The 20,964-nt window shown below is 73.0% G+C and carries 20 protein-coding genes; 14 read left to right on the plus strand and 6 right to left on the minus strand.

The window, feature by feature from the left end; all coding sequences use genetic code 11:
* Positions 1-5 precede the first annotated feature (5 nt).
* Positions 6-2,150 carry a molybdopterin-containing oxidoreductase family protein gene (locus tag ABD333_RS25230; protein ID WP_344544758.1) on the plus strand — a complete coding sequence of 715 codons (2,145 nt, stop codon included), beginning with the start codon at positions 6-8 and terminating at the stop codon, positions 2,148-2,150.
* Positions 2,151-2,567: 417 nt separating this feature from the next.
* Here the strand turns inward: ABD333_RS25230 and ABD333_RS25235 are convergent, their stop codons facing one another.
* Both ABD333_RS25235 and ABD333_RS25240 read right to left on the minus strand, forming a co-directional pair.
* Complete coding sequence (locus ABD333_RS25235) at positions 2,568-2,783, minus strand: DUF5999 family protein (protein WP_344544760.1); 216 nt, start codon at positions 2,781-2,783, stop codon at positions 2,568-2,570.
* A gap of 109 nt (positions 2,784-2,892) precedes the next feature.
* Positions 2,893-3,432 (minus strand): hypothetical protein, encoded by a 540-nt coding sequence (locus ABD333_RS25240; RefSeq protein ID WP_344544762.1) that lies wholly within the window; start codon positions 3,430-3,432, stop codon positions 2,893-2,895.
* A 393-nt stretch (positions 3,433-3,825) separates the two neighbouring features.
* Between ABD333_RS25240 and ABD333_RS25245 the strand changes: the two genes are divergently transcribed.
* The 7 genes from ABD333_RS25245 to ABD333_RS25275 are packed head-to-tail and all read left to right on the plus strand — an operon-like array spanning position 3,826 to position 9,984.
* A complete protein-coding gene (locus ABD333_RS25245) occupies positions 3,826-4,086 on the plus strand; it encodes a hypothetical protein (RefSeq protein WP_344544764.1) in 261 nt (86 codons plus the stop codon).
* Positions 4,083-5,156, plus strand: coding sequence for an AAA family ATPase (locus ABD333_RS25250; protein WP_344544766.1), 1,074 nt, complete (start codon positions 4,083-4,085; stop codon positions 5,154-5,156). Before ABD333_RS25245 ends, ABD333_RS25250 begins: the two co-directional genes overlap by 4 nt.
* The gene (locus ABD333_RS25255) at positions 5,153-6,097 is read left to right on the plus strand and encodes a DUF58 domain-containing protein (protein WP_410557515.1); all 945 of its coding nucleotides are present in this window, start codon (positions 5,153-5,155) and stop codon (positions 6,095-6,097) included. Before ABD333_RS25250 ends, ABD333_RS25255 begins: the two co-directional genes overlap by 4 nt.
* A gap of 32 nt (positions 6,098-6,129) precedes the next feature.
* Positions 6,130-7,077 (plus strand): VWA domain-containing protein, encoded by a 948-nt coding sequence (locus tag ABD333_RS25260; RefSeq protein WP_410557547.1) that lies wholly within the window; start codon positions 6,130-6,132, stop codon positions 7,075-7,077.
* Positions 7,078-7,099: 22 nt separating this feature from the next.
* Positions 7,100-7,996 (plus strand): S1C family serine protease, encoded by an 897-nt coding sequence (locus ABD333_RS25265; RefSeq protein ID WP_344544770.1) that lies wholly within the window; start codon positions 7,100-7,102, stop codon positions 7,994-7,996.
* A gap of 42 nt (positions 7,997-8,038) precedes the next feature.
* On the plus strand, positions 8,039-8,743 hold the full coding sequence (locus ABD333_RS25270; protein ID WP_344544772.1) for a response regulator transcription factor: 705 nt from the start codon (positions 8,039-8,041) through the stop codon (positions 8,741-8,743).
* A complete protein-coding gene (locus tag ABD333_RS25275) occupies positions 8,740-9,984 on the plus strand; it encodes a sensor histidine kinase (RefSeq protein WP_344544773.1) in 1,245 nt (414 codons plus the stop codon). The genes ABD333_RS25270 and ABD333_RS25275 overlap by 4 nt, the downstream gene beginning before the upstream one ends.
* Positions 9,985-9,989: 5 nt before the next feature.
* Here the strand turns inward: ABD333_RS25275 and ABD333_RS25280 are convergent, their stop codons facing one another.
* Genes ABD333_RS25280 through ABD333_RS25290 form a run of 3 tightly spaced genes read right to left on the minus strand, consistent with a single transcriptional unit; the run spans position 9,990 to position 13,956 of the window.
* Positions 9,990-12,224, minus strand: a complete 2,235-nt coding sequence (locus tag ABD333_RS25280) for a hypothetical protein (protein WP_344544775.1) — start codon at positions 12,222-12,224, stop codon at positions 9,990-9,992.
* A complete protein-coding gene (locus tag ABD333_RS25285) occupies positions 12,221-13,105 on the minus strand; it encodes an ATP-binding protein (protein ID WP_344544777.1) in 885 nt (294 codons plus the stop codon). The genes ABD333_RS25280 and ABD333_RS25285 overlap by 4 nt, the downstream gene beginning before the upstream one ends.
* 14 nt (positions 13,106-13,119) lie before the next feature.
* Positions 13,120-13,956 carry a hypothetical protein gene (locus tag ABD333_RS25290; RefSeq protein WP_344544778.1) on the minus strand — a complete coding sequence of 279 codons (837 nt, stop codon included), beginning with the start codon at positions 13,954-13,956 and terminating at the stop codon, positions 13,120-13,122.
* 175 nt (positions 13,957-14,131) lie between these two features.
* Between ABD333_RS25290 and ABD333_RS25295 the strand changes: the two genes are divergently transcribed.
* The 6 genes from ABD333_RS25295 to ABD333_RS25320 all read left to right on the plus strand — a co-directional run bounded on the left by ABD333_RS25295 (position 14,132) and on the right by ABD333_RS25320 (position 20,552).
* Positions 14,132-14,353, plus strand: a complete 222-nt coding sequence (locus ABD333_RS25295; protein ID WP_344544780.1) for a hypothetical protein — start codon at positions 14,132-14,134, stop codon at positions 14,351-14,353.
* A 98-nt stretch (positions 14,354-14,451) separates the two neighbouring features.
* A complete protein-coding gene (locus ABD333_RS25300) occupies positions 14,452-15,177 on the plus strand; it encodes a DedA family protein (protein ID WP_410557518.1) in 726 nt (241 codons plus the stop codon).
* Positions 15,161-16,372, plus strand: a complete 1,212-nt coding sequence (locus ABD333_RS25305; RefSeq protein WP_344544782.1) for a sensor histidine kinase — start codon at positions 15,161-15,163, stop codon at positions 16,370-16,372. The genes ABD333_RS25300 and ABD333_RS25305 overlap by 17 nt, the downstream gene beginning before the upstream one ends.
* Positions 16,363-17,007, plus strand: a complete 645-nt coding sequence (locus tag ABD333_RS25310; protein WP_344544784.1) for a response regulator — start codon at positions 16,363-16,365, stop codon at positions 17,005-17,007. Before ABD333_RS25305 ends, ABD333_RS25310 begins: the two co-directional genes overlap by 10 nt.
* 97 nt (positions 17,008-17,104) lie before the next feature.
* Positions 17,105-17,266, plus strand: a complete 162-nt coding sequence (locus ABD333_RS25315) for a hypothetical protein (RefSeq protein WP_344544785.1) — start codon at positions 17,105-17,107, stop codon at positions 17,264-17,266.
* 31 nt (positions 17,267-17,297) lie between these two features.
* Positions 17,298-20,552, plus strand: a complete 3,255-nt coding sequence (locus ABD333_RS25320; RefSeq protein ID WP_344544786.1) for a S41 family peptidase — start codon at positions 17,298-17,300, stop codon at positions 20,550-20,552.
* Here the strand turns inward: ABD333_RS25320 and ABD333_RS25325 are convergent.
* Positions 20,549-20,959 (minus strand): cupin domain-containing protein, encoded by a 411-nt coding sequence (locus ABD333_RS25325; RefSeq protein ID WP_344544788.1) that lies wholly within the window; start codon positions 20,957-20,959, stop codon positions 20,549-20,551. The genes ABD333_RS25320 and ABD333_RS25325 overlap by 4 nt on opposite strands.
* Positions 20,960-20,964 lie beyond the last annotated feature (5 nt).

The following is a 20,964-nucleotide window of genomic DNA, read 5'->3' on the forward strand; positions in this document are numbered from 1 at the left end:
GGTCCATGGGGACGACGCAAGCGTTCACTTACTGCCGGATCTGTGAGCCGCTGTGCGGCCTCACGGCCACCGTCGAGGACGGCACGCTGACCCGGCTCAGGCCCGACCGGGCGCACCCGTTGTCCCAGGGGTTCGCCTGCCCCAAGGGCATCGCGATGACCGAGGTCCAGAACGATCCCGACCGCGTCCTGCATCCGCTGCGCCGGCGGGCGGACGGCGAGTTCGAACGCGTGAGCTGGGACGTGGCGCTCGGCGAGATCGCCGCCCGCCTCAACCGGATCCGCGCCGAGCACGGCGGCGGCGCGATCGGGTGGTACTTCGGCAACCCCGCCACGTTCTCCTACAGCCATCCGCTCTGGATGAGCGGCTTCATGGGCGCGCTGAAGTCGCCGCACCTCTACTCGGCCGGTTCGCAGGACGTCAACAACCGCTTCGCCGCGAGCGCGCTGCTGTACGGATCGCCGCTGCTCGTGCCGATCCCCGACCTCAAGCGCACCGACCTGCTCGTCATGCTCGGCGCGAATCCGCTGGTCTCGCACGGCAGCCTGGTGACGGCGCCGAGGATCAGGGACGACCTCGCCGCGATCGTGCGCCGGGGCGGGCGCGTGCTCGTCGTCGACCCGCGGCGCACCGAGACGGCCGCCGCGTTCGAGCACCTGCCGGTCGCGCCCGACGGCGACGCCTGGCTGCTGCTGTCGCTGCTGAACGTGATGTTCGAGGAAGGGCTGGACGACCGGGAGGCGTGCGGCCGCGCACGGGGCATCGAGCGGTTGCGCACGGCGGCGCGTGACTTCCCGCCGGAGGAGACCGCCGCGCGCAGCGGGGTGGCGGCGGACGACGTGCGGGCGCTGGCGCGGGCGCTGGCCGCCTCTGAACGGCCGGTGGTGTACGGGCGCACGGGCACCTGCCTCGGCCGCTACGGGACGCTCACGGCCTTTCTCATCGACGTGGTGACACTGGTCGCCGGCGGCCTCGACCGGGTGGGCGGGGCGATCTTCGGGGCCTCTCCGGTCCGGGTCGAGGAGCTCGCCAAGCGGTCGGGGCTCGTCACGTACGGCACGGCCAGGTCACGCGTCGGCGGATACCCGGACGTGCTCGGCACGTTCCCGGCCGGGGTGATGGCCAAGGAGATCACGACGCCCGGCCCCGGGCGGATGCGGGCGCTCATCGTGTCGGCGGGCAACCCGCTCAACTCCGTGCCCGGCAGCGGCGCGCTCGGCGCGGCGCTCGACGAGCTCGACCTGCTGGTCTGCATCGACCTGTACGTGTCCGACACCGGGCGCAAGGCCGACTACGTTCTCCCGGCCACCACGTTCCTCGAACGCGAGGACTTCCCGCTGCCCTTCCTGCAGAACCACCTCACCCCGTACGTCACGTGGACCGAGGCGGTCGTGCCGCCGAGGGGCGAGGCACGGCAGGAGTGGGAGATCATCGACGCGCTCGCCCGCCGGATGCGGCTCCCGCTCGGCTCGGTCCGGGCGCAACGGGTCGCGCACCGGCTGGGCGTGCGGCCCTCACCGCGCACGATGGTGGACGCGCTGCTGCGCACAGGCCCCTATGGCGACTGGTACGGGTTGCGCCGGGGCGGGCTCAGCCTGCGCAAGCTGCGCGCCAGCCCGCACGGCGTCGTCCTGGCCGACCACCAGCGCACCGGCACGCTGCGCCGCCGCATCCAGCACAGGGACAAGAAGATCCACGTGGCGCCGCCGGAGATCGTCGCCGAGATCGGACGGCTGGCCGCCGCGCCCCCGCCGCCGGGCGGCTATCCGCTGCGGCTGATCGGGATGCGCGAGCTGCGTTCGCACAACTCCTGGATGCACAACGCGCCGGGCCTGATGCGCGGCAAGCGCGCGCACGCGGCGCGCGTCAACCCCAAGGACGCCGCGGAGTACGGGCTCCAGGACGGCGGGCCCTGCCGGGTGACCTCGGAGCACGGCTCGATCGTCCTGCCCGCGAAGGTGACCGACGAGCTGGCACCGGGCACGGTCGCGGTCCCGCACGGCTGGGGACACGAGGGCGGCTGGCGGATGGCCAACGCGGCCGGGGGAGCGAACGTGAACCTCCTCGCCTCCGCCGACCCCGCCGATCTCGAACCGCTCGCCGGAATGGCCCACCTCAACGGCGTCCCAGTAAAAATCGCCCCCGCCTGACCACACCAGAGCCACCGACCCCGCCGCCCGGCCGCACTACTCGGCCGTCCGGTCGCGTCGTCGGACCCGCCTGTCTGGTCCGGTCGTCTGGCTCGGCCGTTGGGTCGCGTCGTCGGACCCGCCTGTCTGGTCCGGTCGTCTGGCTCGGCCGTTGGGTCGCGTCGTCGGACCCGCCTGTCTGGTCCGGTCGTCTGGCTCGGCCGTTGGGTCGCGTCGTCGAGCCCGCGTGTCCGGCCCCGTTGTCTGGCTCGGCGTTGGGTCGCGTCGTCGGACACCCCTGGCAGGGCGCGTCCGGTCCAGCCGTCCGGTCGCGCCGCGCGGCTCTAACCGCCCGGCCGGGGCGGCGCGAGGCGGCCCTGGCGTTGTCAGGGACGGCTTGAGCGGCGTGAGGCGGCTCTGGGGGTTCTCAGGGAAGGCTTAGGCGGCGGATGGGGTGGTGGGGCGATGGGGGGCGATGACCTGGCCGTCGGGTAGCAGCTCGCCGGTGTCGTCGAAGATGACGATGCCGTTGCACAGGAGGCTCCAGCCTTGCTCCGGGTGGCTGGCCACGATCCGCGCGGCCTCGCGGTTGAGGCCGCCCGGTCCGGGACAGGTCGGCCGGTGGGTGCAGGTGTGGTCGGTCGGGGTGGGCACGGATTCCTCCAGTGGCGTCCTGTGATTTAGGACATACCACAGCCTGCATCCGGTCACCCGAAATATGCAAGGAATCGCCCGAAACTTTACGTTCGGGTATTGCGAACGATCATCGCAGGAGGTCGTCGCCGGCCTCGTCGCCGCGATCGACGTCCAGGCCCACCACGGACGTGCAGCCGGTGCAGATCCACTCGGCGATCACGGCCTCGGAGTTGGTGCCGTGGGTGCGGTAGGGCTGCTCCACCTGCCGCCGCCGCATCCCGTGCCCGCATGAGGAGTGCAGCAGGCGGCCGCACTGCGGGCACGGCCAGACGTCCTCGCGGCGCCGGTGGCACTGCGGGCAAGGCGGCGCCTCGCTCAGGTCCGGCGCCTCCAGGGTGCCGAGCTCGTTGAGCCACTCCAGCTCGAACTCCAGGTACTCGTCGCCGGGCCAGTGGTGATCGGCCAGCCAGGCCAGGTACTCCTCGGCGCCGGGCTCCAGGACGGCGGTGAGCGATTCGGGGTGCGCGGAACCGGTGGACACGGCGGCGGTCGTGTCCGGCGAGGTCCGCGCGGTCCCGCGGGAGCCTGCGCGGCCGCGTCGCACGGCGGCCAGCAACGCCAGCAGACCGAGGAGCGCGGCCGCCATGAAGCCCGTAGCCGTGGCCATCCTGGCGTCCTTTCATGATCTTGTTACGAGGGGAGACCGATCATGAATTCACTTCACAAAACGCTGAGAAGCTACAGGAAAGGCTCCTAACGGAAAAGTCGATCAGAAAAGAATCTTTGGTACGGAGGCGTACCCGGAGTGGTCCGAAACCCCCGCACCACCACGGCGGCCTCTCCGTTCGCCTGCGGAATCGGCGGTTCGGCCGACACGCCGAAGCCGCCTGCTCCGGTGCCGGATTTCTCCCTCCGCGAAATCCATGCGATCAGCGCGCAAACCTGATCCGGCGCGCTCCGGTTCGCCGTCCTTAAGTCCGCTTTCGCCGCCGCTTGTTGTGATCGTGCATGCCGCTCCCGGACGGCCGGGGCGGCAGTGACCGCGACGGAGGGAACGAGCATGACGCTCAGCGGACGTACGAAGATCGCGATCGCCGTGGCCGGGATCGCGGGAGCGGCGGGCCTCGCCGCGGGAGGCACGGCCCTCGCCGATCCCGGCGGAGGCCGGGTCGAGCTCCAGATCGTCAGTGACGAGGCTCCCAGCGGCGCGGGCGCGGCGGGGCTCACCGGCACGGGAGCGGGCGCCGACGGGCACGACTGCCCCGAGCGGGACGGCGGTCAGGGGCACGGCACCGGCAGCCCGGCGGCGGACGCCCGATGACCTCGCCCCACAACGCGGACGAGGGCGCGCTGGCCGAGCGCGCCCTGTTCGAGGTCAAGCGGGTCATCGTCGGCCAGGACCGCATGATCGAGCGGCTGCTCGTGGCGGTCCTGGCCGGCGGGCACTGCCTGCTGGAGGGCGTGCCGGGGGTCGCCAAGACGCTCGCCGCCGAAACGCTCGCCAAGGTCGTCGGCGGCTCGTTCGCCCGGCTGCAGTTCACCCCGGACCTGGTGCCGTCCGACATCGTGGGCACCCGCATCTACCGGCCCTCCACCGAGCGGTTCGACATCGAGCTCGGGCCCGTGATGGCCAACATCGTGCTCGCCGACGAGATCAACCGGGCGCCGGCCAAGGTGCAGTCGGCACTGCTGGAGGTCATGGCCGAACGCCAGATCAGCATCGGCGGGCGAACGTTCCCGGTGCCGGCGCCCTTCCTCGTCCTCGCCACCCAGAACCCGATCGAGTCCGAGGGCGTCTACCAGCTGCCCGAGGCCCAGCGCGACCGCTTCCTGATGAAGATCGACGTCGGTTACCCGACGGAGGCGGAGGAGCTGTCGATCCTCTACCGGATGAGCGTGCACCCGCCGGCGCCCGCCCGGATCCTGGACCCGGGCCAAGTGACCGGCCTCCGGCGCGCCGCCGAACGGGTCTTCGTGCACGATGAGGTGGCGCGGTACGCCGTGCGCCTGGTCGCCGCGACCCGCGACCCCCTCGCCTACGGGATCGCCGACGTGCCGCGGCTGATCTCGTACGGCGCGAGCCCCCGGGCGACGCTCGGCCTCGTGGCCGCGGGGCGGGCGCTGGCGCTGCTGCGCGGCCGTGACTACCTGCTGCCGGCGGACGTGCGCGACCTCGCCGCGGACGTGATGGCGCACCGGCTCGTCCTCTCGTTCGACGCGCTGGCCGACGGCGTCTCGCCACGAACGATCATCGGCAGGGTCGCCGACGCCCTCCCGCTGCCCCGGATCGCCCCGCGCGACGAGGCCGGCGCCCGGTACGGGGATGACGGCGGCACGAGCGAGCATGAGCTCGACGCGCCGGATCACCGGGCCGGAGGTGCGGCCGCGTGACGACCCCCGACCTGCGCGAGCTCGCGCCGCACCAGGCCCTCCGGCGGCTGGAGCTGATCATCATGCGGCGGCTGGACGGGCTGCTGCAGGGAGAGCACCTGGGCCTGCTCCCCGGACCCGGGACCGAGACCGCGGAGGGCCGCGAGTACCGGCCCGGCGACGACGTGCGGACGATGGACTGGAGCCTCACGGCCCGGACGACCGTGCCCCACGTCCGCGACCGCGTCGCGGACCGCGAGCTGGAGACCTGGGTCCTCGTCGACGCCACCGCGAGCATGGACTTCGGCACCGGCCGGGTCGAGAAGCGCGACCTGGCGGTGTACGCCGTCGCCGCGGTCGCCTACCTCACCGAACGGTCCGGGAACCGCGTCGGCGCCCAGATCATGCACGGCGGCGGGCTCCGGCACGTGCCGGCGCGGACCGGGCGGCCGCACCTGCTCGGCCTGCTGCGGTCCCTGCTGGAGGTGCCGCGGAGCCGTCCCGGCGGGCACGGCGCGCCGTCGCTCGGCGCGGGCGCCGATCTCCTGCTCCGGACGACGGCGCGCCGCCGGGGGCTCGCCGTGGTGGTCTCCGACTTCCTGGAGACGGTCGAGTCGTGGGAACGGCCGCTGCGGCTGCTGGCCCGGCACCATCAGGTCCTGGCCGTCGAGGTCGTCGATCCGCGCGAGCTGTCGCTCCCCGACGTCGGGCTCCTCACGGTGGTCGATCCGGAGACGGGCCGCCGCAGGGAGATCCCGACGGCGAGCCGCCGCCTGCGCGAACGGTACGCGGTCGCCGCGGCCGGGCAGCGTGCGGCGATCTCGGCGGCGCTGCGCCGGTCCGGGGCCGCTCATCTGCGGCTCCACACCGACGGCGACTGGTTGCGCGACATCGTGCGGCACGTCCTGACCCAGCGGCGGCTGGCCTCGGTGCCGCACCCGCCGCCGGGAGGCGCGGCATGACCCCCGGCACAGCCCTCGGCATGACCTCCGGCCTGAGCTTTCTCGCCCCGTTCCGGCTGCTGCTCCTGCTCGCGCTGCTGCTCTTCCTCGGCGTGTACGTGGTGACGCAGCTGCGGCGAAGCCGGTACGCGGTCCGCTTCACCAACCTCACCCTCCTGGAGAAGGTCGCCCCGGCCCGTCCGGGCTGGCGCCGCCATCTGCCCGCCGCCGCGTTCCTGCTCATGCTCGGGCTGTTCGTCACCGGGTTCGCCCGGCCCGCGGCCGACGTGCGCGTGCCGCGCGAACAGGCGACGATCATGGTGGCGGTGGACGTGTCGTCCTCGATGGAGGCGACCGACGTCCGGCCCGACCGGCTCATGGCGGCCAAGCGCGCCGCCCGCTCGTTCCTCGACGGCCTGCCCGCGCGCTTCAACGTCGGCCTGGTCGCGTTCTCGGGCACCGCGGCGGTGACCGTGCCGCCGACCACCGACCGCGCGGCCATGCGCGCCGGCGTGGACCGGCTGTCGCTCGGCCCCCGGACCGCGATCGGCGAGGGCGTCATCGCGTCGCTGGAGGCGATCACCGCGTTCGGTGCCCAGTTCGGCGAGACGGCGCCGCCGGGACGCGTCGTCCTGCTCTCCGACGGCACCAACACCGCCGGGCGCAGTCCCGCCGAGGCGGCCCGCCGGGCGGCCGAGGCGCGGGTGCCGGTCTCGACGATCGCCTACGGCACGGCGGAGGGCGTCATCTACCAGAACGGGAACGCGATCAGGGTGCCCGTGGACGGGCCCGCGCTGGAGGAGCTCGCGCGGGCCACGGGCGGCCGGTTCTACGAGGCCGCCACCGGAAGCGAGCTGCGTCAGGTCTACCAGGACATCGGCAGCAGCATCGGCTACCGCGTCGAGCGGCGCGAGGTGTGGGCGTGGTTCGTCGCCGCCGGCCTGATCCTCGCCTGTGCCACCGCCGGGACCTCGTTGCTGTGGTTCTCCCGCCTCCCGTGAGCAACGCCTGTAAGGAGCCTGCATGAACCAGCGAGCCGATTGGCCCGACGGAAGGTTCGGCCTCGGGGAGCCGCGCGGCCCGGACTTCACGCCCCCGCCGCCGCCACCGGTCTGGCCCGTCGCCGCCGAACCGGAACCCGCCCCGCCCATCCCGGAACGCGCACCGGCCCGGAAGGCGGCGTCCCGGCTGGTGGTCACGGCGATCCTGGCCGCCGCGCTGACCGGGGGAGCGGCGGGGGCCGCCACGGGACGGCTCACCGGCGACCGCGACGCGGCGCCCCTGGCGCAGTCGGCCGCGGGCCCGGCGAACGGCGCGGGCGACCTCAGCGACGTCGCCGCCCGGGTCCAGCCGAGCGTGGTGTCGATCGAGGTGAGCTCGGGCACCTCGCGCGGGACGGGGTCGGGCTTCGTCATCGACCGCGCCGGTCACGTCCTCACCAACGCCCACGTCGTGGAGGCAGGCGGCACCGTCACCGTGGTGCTCGCCGACCGGCGCCGGGTCGGCGCGCGGCTGCTGGGCGCCGACCGGGCCGACGACCTGGCCGTGCTGGCGATCGACGCGTCCGCGAGTCCGGCGCCGCTGACGTTCGGCCGGTCCGCCGACGTCCGGGTCGGCGACCCGGTGCTCGCGCTCGGCTCCCCACTGGGCCTGGCCGGTACGGTCACGTCCGGTATCGTCAGCGCGCTCAGCCGCGAGGTGCGTCTCGGCGACGGCGACCGGCAGACCGCGCTGCAGACCGACGCCTCGATCAACCCCGGCAACTCCGGCGGGCCATTGGTCAACGCGCGCGGCGAGGTCGTCGGCGTCAACACCGCGATCGCGACCCTCAGCCGCGGCGGCAGCGGCGGCTCGATCGGCATCGGCTTCGCGATCCCCGTCGACCGCGCGGTCGACGGGGCCCAGCGCATCATCCGCTGAACCCAGCTGCGGAACAGAACGGCAGAAAGGTAGCGTCACGGGATGAGAGTGCTCGTGGTGGAGGACGAGGAGGACCTCGTCGAGGCGCTCCGGTACGGGCTGGTCCGGGCCGACTACGCGGTCGACACGGCCCTGGACATCGCACAGGCGTCCGAGAAGCTCTACGCCGCCTCGTACGACCTGATGATCCTGGACCTCAACCTGCCGGACGGCGACGGGTTCGACCTGTGCCGCGCGGTCCGCGGCGGCGAGCTGAACGGGCAGAGCGGGCCGGGCCTGCGGATCCTCATGCTCACCGCGCGCGACCGGCTCGGCGACCGGGTGCGCGGCCTGGACGAGGGCGCCGACGACTATCTGGTCAAGCCCTTCGCGTTCCCCGAGCTCCTGGCCCGCGTGCGGGCGCTGCTGCGCCGCGAGAGCGCCGCCGGCTCGGCCGTCTGGCGGGTCGGCGAGCTGCGGCTGGACACCGGCCGGTACGAGGTGTTCCGCGGCGACCGGCGGCTCCAGCTGACCCCCAAGGAGTTCGCCGTGCTGCGCTATCTGATGAGCAGGCCCGGTGACGTCGTGTCCTCGGAGGACCTGCTCGAACACGTCTGGGACGAGAACGCCGACCCGTTCACCAACACCGTCCGGGTCACGGTCGGGACCCTCCGCCGCAAGCTCGCGGTCGGGGACGAGGACCAGCTGATCGAGACGGTCGTCCGGCACGGCTACCGTCTCCTCGACACCGCACCGGGAACGTCATGATCCGCCGCCCGCCCCTGCCGGAGTTCACGCACACGATCAGGTTCCGCCTCACGGTGCTGTACTCGACGTTGCTGTTCGCGCTCACCGCCGCTGTGCTGGGGGGCGTCTACTTCGCGGTGAACCAGCGCACCGACGCCGAACCCATCACCAAGACGTTGCGGGCCGACACCGTCAAGGTCCTGCCGAACGGCACGCGGATCAAGCTGGGCCAGGTCGAGGTCGTCAAGGCCAAGCAGGTGGAACAGGCCGTCAACTACGAGACCCAGCGGACCCTCAAGCACTACTCGCTGATCACGCTGGGCGGGATGTTCCTGGCCAGCCTGGCGATCGGCTGGGTCCTGTCCGGCCGCGCGCTGAAGCCCGTCCGCGCGATCGCCCGTACCGCCGAGGAGATCCAGGCGACCGACCTGTCCCGGCGGATCGAGCTGTCGGGTCCCAAGGACGAGCTGCGCTATCTGGCCGACACGATCGACTCGATGCTCGACCGCCTGGACACCGCCTTCCGCGCCCAGCGGCAGCTGATCGACGACGCCTCGCACGAGCTGCGCAGCCCTCTGGCGATCATCCGCGCCAACCTCGACACGGTGCTCACCGCCACCGACGCCGGCGAGGCCGACCGGCGCCGTTCCGTCCAGGTGGTCGACCGCGCCACCACCCGCATGACCCGTCTCGTCGAGGACCTGCTCGCCACCGCCCGCCGGTCCGCGCCGGCGCTGCACGACGCCGATGTCGACCTCGCGTCCGTCGCCAGGGAGGCGGCCGAGGAGTTCGACGCGCTCGCCGGCGCCCGCGGGCTCACCATCGAGCGGCTGCTGCGGCCGGGGCCGGCCACCATCGGCGACCACGACGCGCTCCGCCGCGCGGTCGGCAACCTGCTGTCCAACGCCGTGCGGCTGGCGCCCGCCGGGAGCGACATCCTCCTGGCGGCCGGCAGGGAGGACGGCTGGCAGTGGATCGCGGTGCGCGACACCGGTCCCGGCCTGGACGCCGACGAACGGGCCCGCGTGTTCGACCGCTTCTGGCGGGGCGCCGAGTCCCGCCGGTCCCGCGACAGCCGTACCGGGCTCGGCCTGGCGATCGTCCGCCAGATCGTCGAGTCCCATGGAGGCCAGGTGAGGCTCTTCTCCGAGCCCGGCGCCGGCAGCACGTTCGTCCTGTGGTTCCCGGCGTCCAGCACCGCCCGCTCCCCGGACACCGGTCCACCCGAGCACGACCCCGTGGGCGTCCTCGACGGGGCCTAGTACACCTAGAGCTTCGTGCTCTCCTGGCAGGCGACGTAGACGCGGTCGGCGAGACTGCCCAGCACCAGGGCGATGTAGTCGGGATCGTCCTGTACCGGCGTCGTCCGGATCAGCTCTGGGCTGACACGGCGCTGGATGTCGGCAAGCCGGACGAGCCTGCGGACCGGCAGGGCGAGGTACACGTCCTGATACCCCCGGCACAGCTCCGCCATCCCCGTCAGGTTCCGTTGTGCGAGCGGCCCCATGGTGGAGAACCATTCGGCCACTCCGGACCGGAACTCCTGCACCGCGATCTGCAGGACCGCTCCGGCGCCGACCGCGGCGAGCACCTCGCGGTCGCCGATGCGGACCGGGCTCGGCTCCGGGCCGGCCGCCGCCTTCAGCATCGCCGCGATGGTGTTGAGGGTGTCCACGGCGCTCAGCGCGCGGCCGAACTCCCGTTCCACGGGATCGGGCAGCTCCTGGCCCGCCGCGCTCCCGCCGGGAGAGGGGACGCCGGTGTCCGGGAAGTGGAAGGTGTCCGTGCGTTCGTACGTGGGGCGGCGGGGGGAGGGCTCCTCGGCCGACCGGCGGCGCTCCCGCTTCAGCTCGTCGAGGAGGGATTCGAAGCCGCGGGCCTGCTGGCGGGAGAGGCGATCGACGCGGTCGCGGAGCGCCTTCAGCTCGTCCTCGCGGGCACCGGCCTCCAGACGCTGCATGACGCCCCGCAGCGCCGCGTCGAAGTCGTCGGTGAACCGCCGCAGGCTGTGCACCAGCGGCGGCCGGTCGCACACGGCGGTGAGGGCCGGGGCGAGGTGGTCGGCGAGATAGCCGTTGACGACCAGGAGCACGCCGCGTCCGGCCCCCGCCCGCAGCCGCCTCGCCCGTTCGGCGAGCACGTTCGCCTCGGGCCTGGTCAGCACCGAGTCGGTGATCAGGATCGCGCAGCCGGCGCCGCCGTCGCCCTGCGGGACCCAGAAGTCGGCCCGGACCCCGTCCCCGGACACGTGGCCGGCCTCGAACAGCCACCCGCCCCGGTCGAGGACGCGCGTGACCTCGGCGCGGACGTCGTCGCGGCTGGTGAGCTCGAACTGCTCCCTGGCCGCCTCCCGGATCATGGCCTGGGTGACGCCGGTCCCGGCGGCGACGGCGCTCTGGTAGGAGTGGTAGCAGAGCTTGATGACCTTGCGGGCGGTGCCGCCGGCGAGTTCCACGAGATAGCCGAGCGTCTCCTCGCTGAACGGGTCGAGGGTCCGCTTGCCGAACGCCCGTTCCTGCGAGTCCAGGATGAGGCCGCGGGTGTCCTCGGTGCTGAGCGCCGACGGGCGCACGACGCAGCCGATGCGCTGCCGCGCGTCGTCGGGCAGCGCCTCCAGGAAGTCCGGAAGGCCCGACAGCACCAGCAGCGCCCGCGCCCCGGAGAAGACCTCCAGCAGCTTCTTGAACGCCAGCACCGAGTCGGCGGCGGGCAGGTGCGGCGGCGACAGCACCTTCTCCAGCTCGTCGATCACCAGGACGAAGGGCTGGTTCCGCCGCCCGCACAGGAACGCGAAGACGCCGATCGCCTCCAGCGCGGCCGCGTCGTCGTCGATGGCCGCCGTGATCCCGCGTTCGACCAGGGCCGGGTCGGGCGGATGGCCCTTCAGCCACTCCCACACCGCGTCCTCGAACTCGGCCCGCCGGAAGAGCGCGAGCGCCGTGCCGAACGCGTCGTTCTCGGTGACCACCCGCAGGTGTTCCTGCAGCGCCTGCAGGAACGCGCTCTCCATCAGGCCGAGCCGGTCGATCACGGCCTGCGCGTCGATCTCGCGGTCGCGCAGCCGCCGGGCCGCCTCGGCGGTCAGCTCGGAGCCCGCCAGCGAGCCCGCCACGATGTCGGCGAAGTACTCCTCCACCTGGTCGCGGACGTCGGCCTTGGACAGCTCGACCACGAACCGCTGCTGGTAGAGCGCGAGGAACGTGTCGGCCGGAGCGTCAAGGTAGAGCCGCTGGACGGACGTGCCGCCGACCCGCCTGATGTGGCGCAGGATCTCCAGTGCCAGGTGCGTCTTGCCTGTGCCGTACTCGCCGACGACGGCGATGACGTTGCCGGGCTTGCCGGGCTTGCCGCCCTCGGCGTCGTCCCCGCGGCCGGCGGCGAGATAGTCGTCGACGTAGGCGAGGGCCTGCCGGATCGCGGGGGTGGCGATCGTCAGCGGCCCGTCCGGCAGCTCCGACAGCCGGGCGACCGCCGCCGCGGGGAACGGGTTGCCGATGGTCATATCAGCCTCGCGCTGCGGATGTAGTAGTCGGCGAAGTCCCTGAACTCCAGGGTCGGCGCGGCGGCGGCGAGCGCCTCCTGGAAGATCCCGTGCAGCAGCGTCTGGAGTTCCTTCACCGTCATGCCCCCTGCACCGGAGATGCGCTTCTCCACGACCGTGCGCATCGTCTGCTCGGTGACCGCCGGGACTCGCAGATCCGGCCGCCGGGTGAGGTGGTGGTGCACATAACCCCAGCCGTCCTCCACCTTCAGCTGCCCGACCTGAAGCTGCTCGATCGGGGTGGGGGAGCCGGGTCCCAGCATGCGGGCGCACTTGTGCGCCACGTGGTCGTAGGCGGTCTCGGCGAAGAACAGCACGTTCTTGCGGACGAGGTCGGCGAACCGCAGGACCTCCTCGGCGAGGTCGGACGGAGGCAGCAGCACGACCGCGACGACCTTCTCGTTGCCGAGGTACTTCGACAGGACGGGCAGCGCCTGGTAGGGGTCGTCGCGGCGGTCCCGCAGCACGGCGAGCTGCTCGGCCCCGAAAAGGCCCTCGCTCTCCAGCTCGTCGCTCAGGCGCGCACAGATGTGGCGGACGCGCTGCTCGGTGTCGGCGCCCTTCCGGTCGTCCGGCGTCAGGTCGACGATGATCACCCGCGGGTCGGCGCCGCCCTGCTCCTGGAGCCAGTGCGCGCACCGGTGCATGAGGGAGGTCTTCCCGCATCCGCTGCCGCCCGAGGCGAGCACGACCCGGCCGCGCCCGGTGAGCCCGGCGGCGTCCGGGACCGCGGCCTTGAACGCGGTGAACGCGTCTTCGGTGTGGTCGACCGTCGCGTAGTGGGCGAGGTGCTCGGACGACTCCCAGGGGCAGAGCGGCCCCGGCCGTGGGAACGGATTCATGTCGGTCCTCCCCGTCACGCTCTCATCTGACGGTGCGGGCGCCCGGGGAGTTCGAGCGCGCGTGCCACATTCTCGGCCCCGTCCTGGACCGAACGCAGGGCCGCGCCGACCGCGTCGGCCCGGGCCTTGTGCTCGCCGTCCTTCAGGCCCGCCCAGCCCGCCGTCAAGGCGTCCCCGAGCGGTTCGTCCGCCAGCCGCGACCGCAGCCGCCCGGGCGCGCTCCACCGCCTCCGCAGGACCTCGATCTGGCGCAGCTGCGCGTCGAGTTCGCCGCGCGTGCGGGTGACGGCCTCGCCCGAGGGGCGTGCGCCGCCGCCCTGCGCGCCGCTGGCCCGTACGAAGTCCGACACCGCCTGAACGTGGGCCTGCGTCGCCCGGCGCAGCGCGTCTCCCCGGAGCCGCCCCACGTCGCGGGCACTGCGCCAGTCGGTCGTCAGCACCGTCAGCCCGGCTCCGGCCGCGACCGGGAGCAGGACCGTCAGCAGAGCGACCCAGTTGAGTCCGCCGGGCGAGCCGCCGCCCGAGGCGTTCTCCTTGGACGCGGCGTACAGCGCGGCACACGCGCGCTCGAACGCCTTCGGCTGCGCCTTGCGCCACGCGTCGAGGTCCATGTCCCGGCCCGAGACCGACACCCGGTCAGGCCCGCTGCCGGGCGCCGCGACGCCCAGCGAGGCCGCCGCCTCGACGAGCCGTGGCCGTTGCTCGCGGGCGAGGCAGTAGACGACCTGCGCGTCCTTGCCCTTGTCGGCGGCGGTCGCGCCGGCGGCGAGGGCGTCCACCGGGAACAGCGGCACCAGGCATCCCGATCCGGCGGCGAGCAGAAGACGCCACGCCGTGCTCCGCCCCGTCATCTCGTGCCCTCTCTCGCGCCGCGACGGAACGATAGCCCGGTGTCGCCCGCCGTGCCAGACGCGGGGCGACCGTCCGTTGGCGGAGCCTTGATCGGGCCTTCATCGTCGTGTCACGGCGGTGACACACGATCGTGGGGAAATGGCCGCCGGGCCACCACGCAGCCGGAGGGGCGGCATGGACGAGCAGACCTTCCCGTACGACCACGACGTGCTCGCCGCGTTCCCCGGCGCGCGGTCGTACGGACGCGGCGAGCTGGAGACCACCTATCTGGCCGAGCGCGGCGGCGTGCCCTATCTCGTCGTCGTGCCCCGGCTCCGCGGCGGCTCCGTCACCGTGATCGCCTTCGCGGACGAGCGCGAGCGCGCCGCCCATCTGGCGCGGCCGGTCACCGCCTGACCCTGTGGTTTTCCGCAGGGCGGGCCTGCGGCGCGCGCCCGGCGAGGTCGGCGGTGCGCTCCATGGCGGGCCGGGCCGCCCGTTCCTAGCGTTGAAGCATGATCGAGATGACGCGAGCGATGGCGGCGCAGGCCGAGCCGGCCGGGGGCATCGCCGGGTGGGCGACCGACCTGATGGAGAGGCTCGGGGCACCGGGCGCGGGGCTGGCGATCGCCCTGGAGAACCTGTTCCCGCCCCTGCCCAGCGAGGTGATCCTGCCGCTGGCCGGGTTCACGGCGGCGCAGGGCGACATGAACCTGATCGCCGCGCTGGTGTGGACGACGATCGGGTCGGTGGTGGGCGCGCTGGCGCTGTACGGGATCGGCGCGGTGATCGGGCGCGACCGCGTGCGGGCGCTGGTGGCACGGCTGCCGCTGGTGAAGGTGTCGGACCTGGACCGGACGGAGGCGTGGTTCGCCAGGCACGGCGCCAAGGCGGTCTTCTTCGGGCGGATGATCCCGATCTTCCGGAGCCTGATCTCGGTCCCGGCGGGTGTCGAGCGCATGCGCCTGACGACGTTCCTGGCGCTCACCACGGCCGGCAGCTTCATCTGGAACGCGGCGTTCGTGCTGGCGGGCTACGGCCTGGGCGACAACTGGCGCACGGTCGAGGAGTACGTGGGGGTCTACTCCAAGGCGGTGCTGGGTGTGGCCGTCCTGCTGGCGCTGCTCTTCCTGGTCGTACGTATCGTTAAGGCGCGACGGACGGCCACGCCGCCGCCGGAGCGGGTGGGGGCCCACCGCATGGACTATGCGCGAGACTTCGAACGTGACCGAATCGGCTGACCGGACCGGGGCCGCGGTGCCGGAAGCCCGGCACCGCGGCTTCGTCGCGCGCCTGGCCTGGGCGACGGCGGGACTGCTGCTGGGAGCCGTGAGCGCCGCCGCCGAGCTGGTGCTGCTCGCCGTGGCCGCGCCGGTCATGGCGTACGCGCTGGCCTTCTCTCGCGGGCAGCGCACCGTCCCCAAGGTGGTCGCCGAGGGCGCGCTCAACCTGAGCGCCCTGGAACGACGGCGGCTGGCGACCTTCTTCGGCCATGCGGAGGGCGCCGGCTACGGACCCGTGCGGGCGCTGGCCTACCTCGTCCTTCGGGTGCCCGTGGGCCTCCTCGGCGGCGTCATCCTGCTTCTGATCATGTACGGGGCCGCCGTGGGCGTCAGCCTGATGATCGGCTGGTGGATCACCGGCACGTACATGGACGGCATCCCGCCGAAGCCGTGGATCGTGGTGTACACCGCCGTCTTCGGCCTCGTGCTGCTGTTCATCGCGGTCCAGGGGCTCGCCGGGGTGGTCGCGCTGGAGCGCAAGGTGGCGCGGCGCTGTCTCGGGCCGAGCCCGCTGGAGGCGTACGAGCGCCGGATCGCCCAGCTGTCGGTGAGCCGGGCCGAGGTCATCGACGCCGTGGACGACGAGCGCCGCCGGATCGAGCGGGACCTGCACGACGGCGTGCAGCAGCGCCTGGTCGCCCTCGGCATGCTGATCGGCCGGGCCAGGCGGGCCTCCGGCGGTGACGAGGAACGCGCACGGGACCTGCTGCGTCAGGCGCACGAGGAGTCGCAGCGGGCCCTGGAAGATCTGCGCGAAGTCGCCTGGCGTGTCTATCCGGCCGCGCTGGACGGCGAAGGCCTGCGGACGGCGCTGGAGACGGTCGCCGAACGGTCGCCGGTGCCGGTGACGATCGACTACGACCTGGCGGCACGCCCGCCGCACGCGGTGGAGACCGCCGCCTACTTCGTCGTCTGCGAGGCCGTCACCAACGCCAACAAGCACTCGGCCGCCGCCCGGGTGGCCGTCCGGCTGACCGGAGACGAGAAGATGCTGCACGTGCTGATCGAGGACGACGGAACCGGGGGAGCCGACCCCGCGGGCGGCGGTCTGGCCGGGCTGGCGCGCCGCGTCGCCGCGCTGGACGGCACGTTCGGGATCGACAGCCCGCCGGGCGGGCCGACGGTGATCAGGGCGGAGCTGCCGTGCGGGTGATGCTCGCCGAGGACTCGACGCTGCTGCGCGAGGGCCTCGTCCGGCTGCTGGCCGAGGAGGGCCACGAGGTCGCGGCGGCGGTCGGCGACGCGGACGCGCTGCTGGCGGCGGTCGAGCCCGCGCCGCCGGACGTGGTGGTCGTCGATGTGCGGATGCCGCCCACCCACACCGACGAGGGACTGCGCGCGGCGCTGGAGATCCGTCGCCGCTGGCCCGGCGTGGGCGTGCTGGTGCTGTCGCAGTACGTGGAGAAGCGGTACGCCACCGAGCTGATCACCAGCGACACGACCGGGGTGGGCTACCTGCTCAAGGACCGCGTTGCCCAGGTGGACGAGTTCCTGGACGCGCTCGGCCGGGTCGGGGACGGCGGCGCCGCGTTCGACCCGGAGGTGGTGCGGCAGCTGCTCGTGCGCAGCTCGAAGGCCGACCCGCTCAGCAGGCTCACCCCGCGCGAGCGGGACGTGCTCGACCACATGGCGCAGGGGCACACCAACGCGTCGATCGCCGCGCACCTGCACGTCTCGCAGAGCGCCGTGGAGAAGCACGTCAACGCCATCTTCGACAAGCTCGACCTGTCGCACGCCAGCGGCTACAGCCGCCGCGTTCTCGCCGTCCTGCGCTATCTCGGCTCGTAAGACCGGATTGTCGGAAGTGACGCGTGAGAACCGGGTGACATGGGTATCACCCTCAGTGATGCGTCCGTTACCGGGCGCAGATTTCCTAGGGGGGACAATGGGCCAGAACAAGGCCAAGTCGGGAAAGGCCAAGAAGGAGGCCATCAAGGCCAACCGGGAGGCCAAGCAGCAGGACAGGCAGCAGGACAAGAGGTCGGCGAGCCAGCAGCGGCCCAACGCGGAGCAACCTCCGAACGCGTCGCGGCCCGCCGCCGAGTGAACAGGTACCACCAGAACGATGATGGAGGGTCGTGCCGGGATATCTGCGGTTCCCCGCGATCTTCCATGATGTGATCGTCTTCGTCAGCGAAGACGATCTGTGGATGGTGCCCGCGGTGGGCGGACGCGCGTTCCGGCTCACCGCGGGCGTCGCCGCCGCGACCTATCCGCGCCTGTCGCCGGACGGGTCGCGGCTGGCGTTCGTCGGGCGCGAGGAGGGGCCCGCCGAGGTCTACGTCATGCCCGCCTCGGGCGGCACCGGCCGGCGCCTCACGTTCCACGGCGTGTCGTGTGCCGTCACCGCCTGGGACCCGGCCGGCGGGATCATCTACGCCAGCGACGAGGGCCAGCCGTTCCACGGCTTCCGCTGGCTGCACCGCGTCCAGCCGGACGGCCCGCCCGAACGCCTGCCCTACGGTCCGGCCAACACCATCTCCTACGGCCCGTCGGGCGGCGTGGTGCTCGGCCGCAACACCGCCGACCCCGCCCGGTGGAAGCGCTACCGCGGCGGCACCGCGGGCGACCTGTGGATCGACCCCGCCGGGACGGGGGAGTTCCGGCGGCTCGTCGCGTTGCCCGGCAACCTGGCCTCGCCCTGCTGGGTCGGCGAACGGATCTACTTCCTGTCCGACCACGAGGGCGTCGGCAACGTCTACTCGTGCACGCCGGAGGGCACCGACCTGCGGCGTCACACCGACCACGCGGACTATTACGCGCGCAACCTGTCCGGCGACGGCCGGCGCCTGGTCTACCACTGCCGCGCCGACCTCTACCTCCTCGACCCCGCCGAGGACGAGCCGCAGCGGCTCGACATCCGGCTCGGCAGCTCGCGCAGCCAGCTCAACCGCAGGTTCGCCGACGCGGCGGAGTTCCTCGACAGCGCCACGCCCAGCCCCGACGGGAGCGGGCTGGCGATCACCACGCGCGGCAAGGCGTTCTCGCTCGCCGGGTGGGAGGGCCCGGTGCGGCAGCACGGCGCGCTGGACGGCGTCCGCTACCGGCTGCTCACCTGGCTCAACGACGGGCGGCGGCTGGTCGCGGCGGCGAGCGACGACGGCGACCGCGAGGTCCTGGTCATCCTGACCGCCGACGGCTCGTCCCCGCCCCGGCGGCTGGACGGCGCCGACACCGGCCGGGTCCTGGAGCTGGAGGTGTCGCCCGCCGCCGACCGGCTCGCGGTCACCAACCACCGCAACGAGCTGCTGCTCATCGACCTGCCCGCCGGCGGCGACGATCCGGTGGTCACCGAGGTCGAGTCCAGCCCGTACGGCGCGATCGCCGACCTGGCCTGGTCGGCCGACGGCACGTGGCTCGCCTACGCCTGCCCGGTGAGCGCCCAGGGCACCGGGATCAGGGTGTGCCGGGCCGAGACCGGCGAGAGCTTCGCCGCCACGCGCCCGGTGCTGCGCGACCGCCGCCCCGCCTTCGATCCCGAGGGCCGGTATCTCTACTTCATCGGCGAGCGCGTCTTCAATCCCGTCTACGACTCGCTCAACTTCGACCTGGGGTTCCCGCTGGGCACCCGGCCCTACGCGATCGCTCTGCGCGCCGACGTCGGGTCCCCGTTCGTGCCCGAGCCGCGTCCCGTCGTCAAGCCGGAAGACGACAAGGACAAGGACGACAAGGACAAGGACGACGGCCACGCCAAGGAGAGGGACGACGGCCGCGCCAAAGAGAAGGACGACGACGCGCACGAGCCCCTGGCCATCGACGTCGACGAGCTGCCGCACCGCCTGGTCCAGTTCCCGTTGCCCGAGGCGCGCTACGACCGGCTCGCGGGCATCAAGGGCAAGGTGATCTACACGACGTTCCCCGTCGAGGGCGCCCTGGAGGACGAGCACGCCGAGACCGAGTCGGGCACGCTGCACTGCTACGACTTCGACAAGCAGGAGGCCGAGGAGCTGATCTCCGAGGTCACCGACTTCCGGCTGGGCCGCGACTTCCGGACCCTGCTCTACCGCTCCGGCGACCGGCTGCGGCTGGTCGAGGCGGGGGAGGAGCCGCCCGAGGAGAAGGAGCCGGGCCGCGAGACCGGCTGGATCGATCTCGACCGGGTCAAGGTGTCGGTGCTGCCGGAGGCCGAGTGGCGGCAGATGTTCCGCGAGGCGTGGCGGCTGCAGAAGGAGCATTTCTGGTCGCAGGACATGTCGGGGCTCGACTGGGACGGCGTCTACGAGCGTTACCTGCCCCTGGTGGACCGCGTCTCCACCCGCGGCGAGTTCTCCGACCTCCTGTGGGAGCTGCTCGGCGAGCTGGGCACCTCCCACGCGTACGAGAGCGGCGGCGAATACCGCGAGCGCCCGCACTACTCGCAGGGCAAGCTCGGCGTCGACTGGGTCGCCGGCAACGGCCTCTACAGCATCGCGCGGATCGCCGCCGGCGACGAATGGGATCCCCGCACGACCTCGCCGCTGACCCGTCCCGGCGTGGACGTCCGTCCCGGCGACGTCGTGGTCGCCATCAACGGCCAGCCCGTCGGCCCCGGCGCGACCCCCGGGCAGCGCCTGGTCAACCAGGCCGGCCAGGAGGTCCAGCTGACGGTCCTGCGCGGCACCGAGCTGCGCACGGTCGTGGTCAGGGCCCTCGCCGACGAGGCGCCGGCCCGCTACCGCGACTGGGTGACCCGCAACCGCGCCCTCGTGCACGAGCTGTCCGGAGGACGGGTCGGTTACCTGCACATCCCCGACATGGGGCCGGAGGGCTACGCCGAGTTCCACCGGGGCTTCCTGGCGGAGTTCGACCGCGAGGCGCTCATCGTCGACGTGCGGTTCAACGGCGGCGGGCACGTCTCCGCGCTGCTGCTGGAGAAGCTGTCCCGCCACCGCATCGGCTACGACTACCCGCGCTGGGGGGTGCCGACGCCCTACCCGGAGGAGTCGCCCCGCGGCCCCATCGTCGCGCTGACGAACGAGCTCGCGGGCTCGGACGGCGACATCTTCTGCCACGCGTTCAAGCTCCGCAGGCTCGGACCCCTCGTGGGCCGGCGCACCTGGGGCGGCGTCGTCGGCATCTGGCCGCGCCACAAGCTGGCCGACGGAACGATCACCACCCAGCCCGAGTTCTCGTTCTCCTTCGACGACGTGGGCTGGCGCGTGGAGAACTACGGCACCGACCCCGACATCGAGGTCGACATCACGCCGCAGGACTACGCCCGCAACGTCGACACCCAGCTGCGCAAGGCCGTTGAGGTGGCGCTCGACGAGCTGACGGCGCGGCCCGCCCACACCCCCAACCCGCAGGCGCGGCCACGCCTCACCACCCCGACCCTGCCACCCCGCCGCCCCTAGCGCGGCGCTGCGTCCGCCTCCAGCGCGTGACCCACGGTCGAGTCCACGTGGCCGGGCACGTCCTCGTGACGGTCGCCGACGCTCAGCGTGCCGGTGGGCTCGAACATGAGGATCGAGGCGCCGTCCGGGGCGGACGGCCTGTGCTCCACGCCGCGCGGGACGACGAAGACCGAGCCCTGGGCCAGCGTGACGGCCCGTTCGCCCTGGTCGTCGCGCAGCGCGATGGTCAGCTCGCCGTCGAGGACCAGGAAGAACTCGTCAGTGTGATCGTGGGCGTGCCAGACGTGGTCGCCCGCCACCTTGGCGATGCGCACGTCGTAGTCGTTCACCTGGGTCACGATGCGCGGGCTCCAGATCTCGGTGAAGGAGGCCAGCGCGGACCGCAGCGCGATGGGTTCGTTGTTCATGCCCC

This window comes from Actinomadura fulvescens, from assembly GCF_039533225.1.
Taxonomy (GTDB): Bacteria; Actinomycetota; Actinomycetes; order Streptosporangiales; family Streptosporangiaceae; genus Spirillospora; species Spirillospora fulvescens.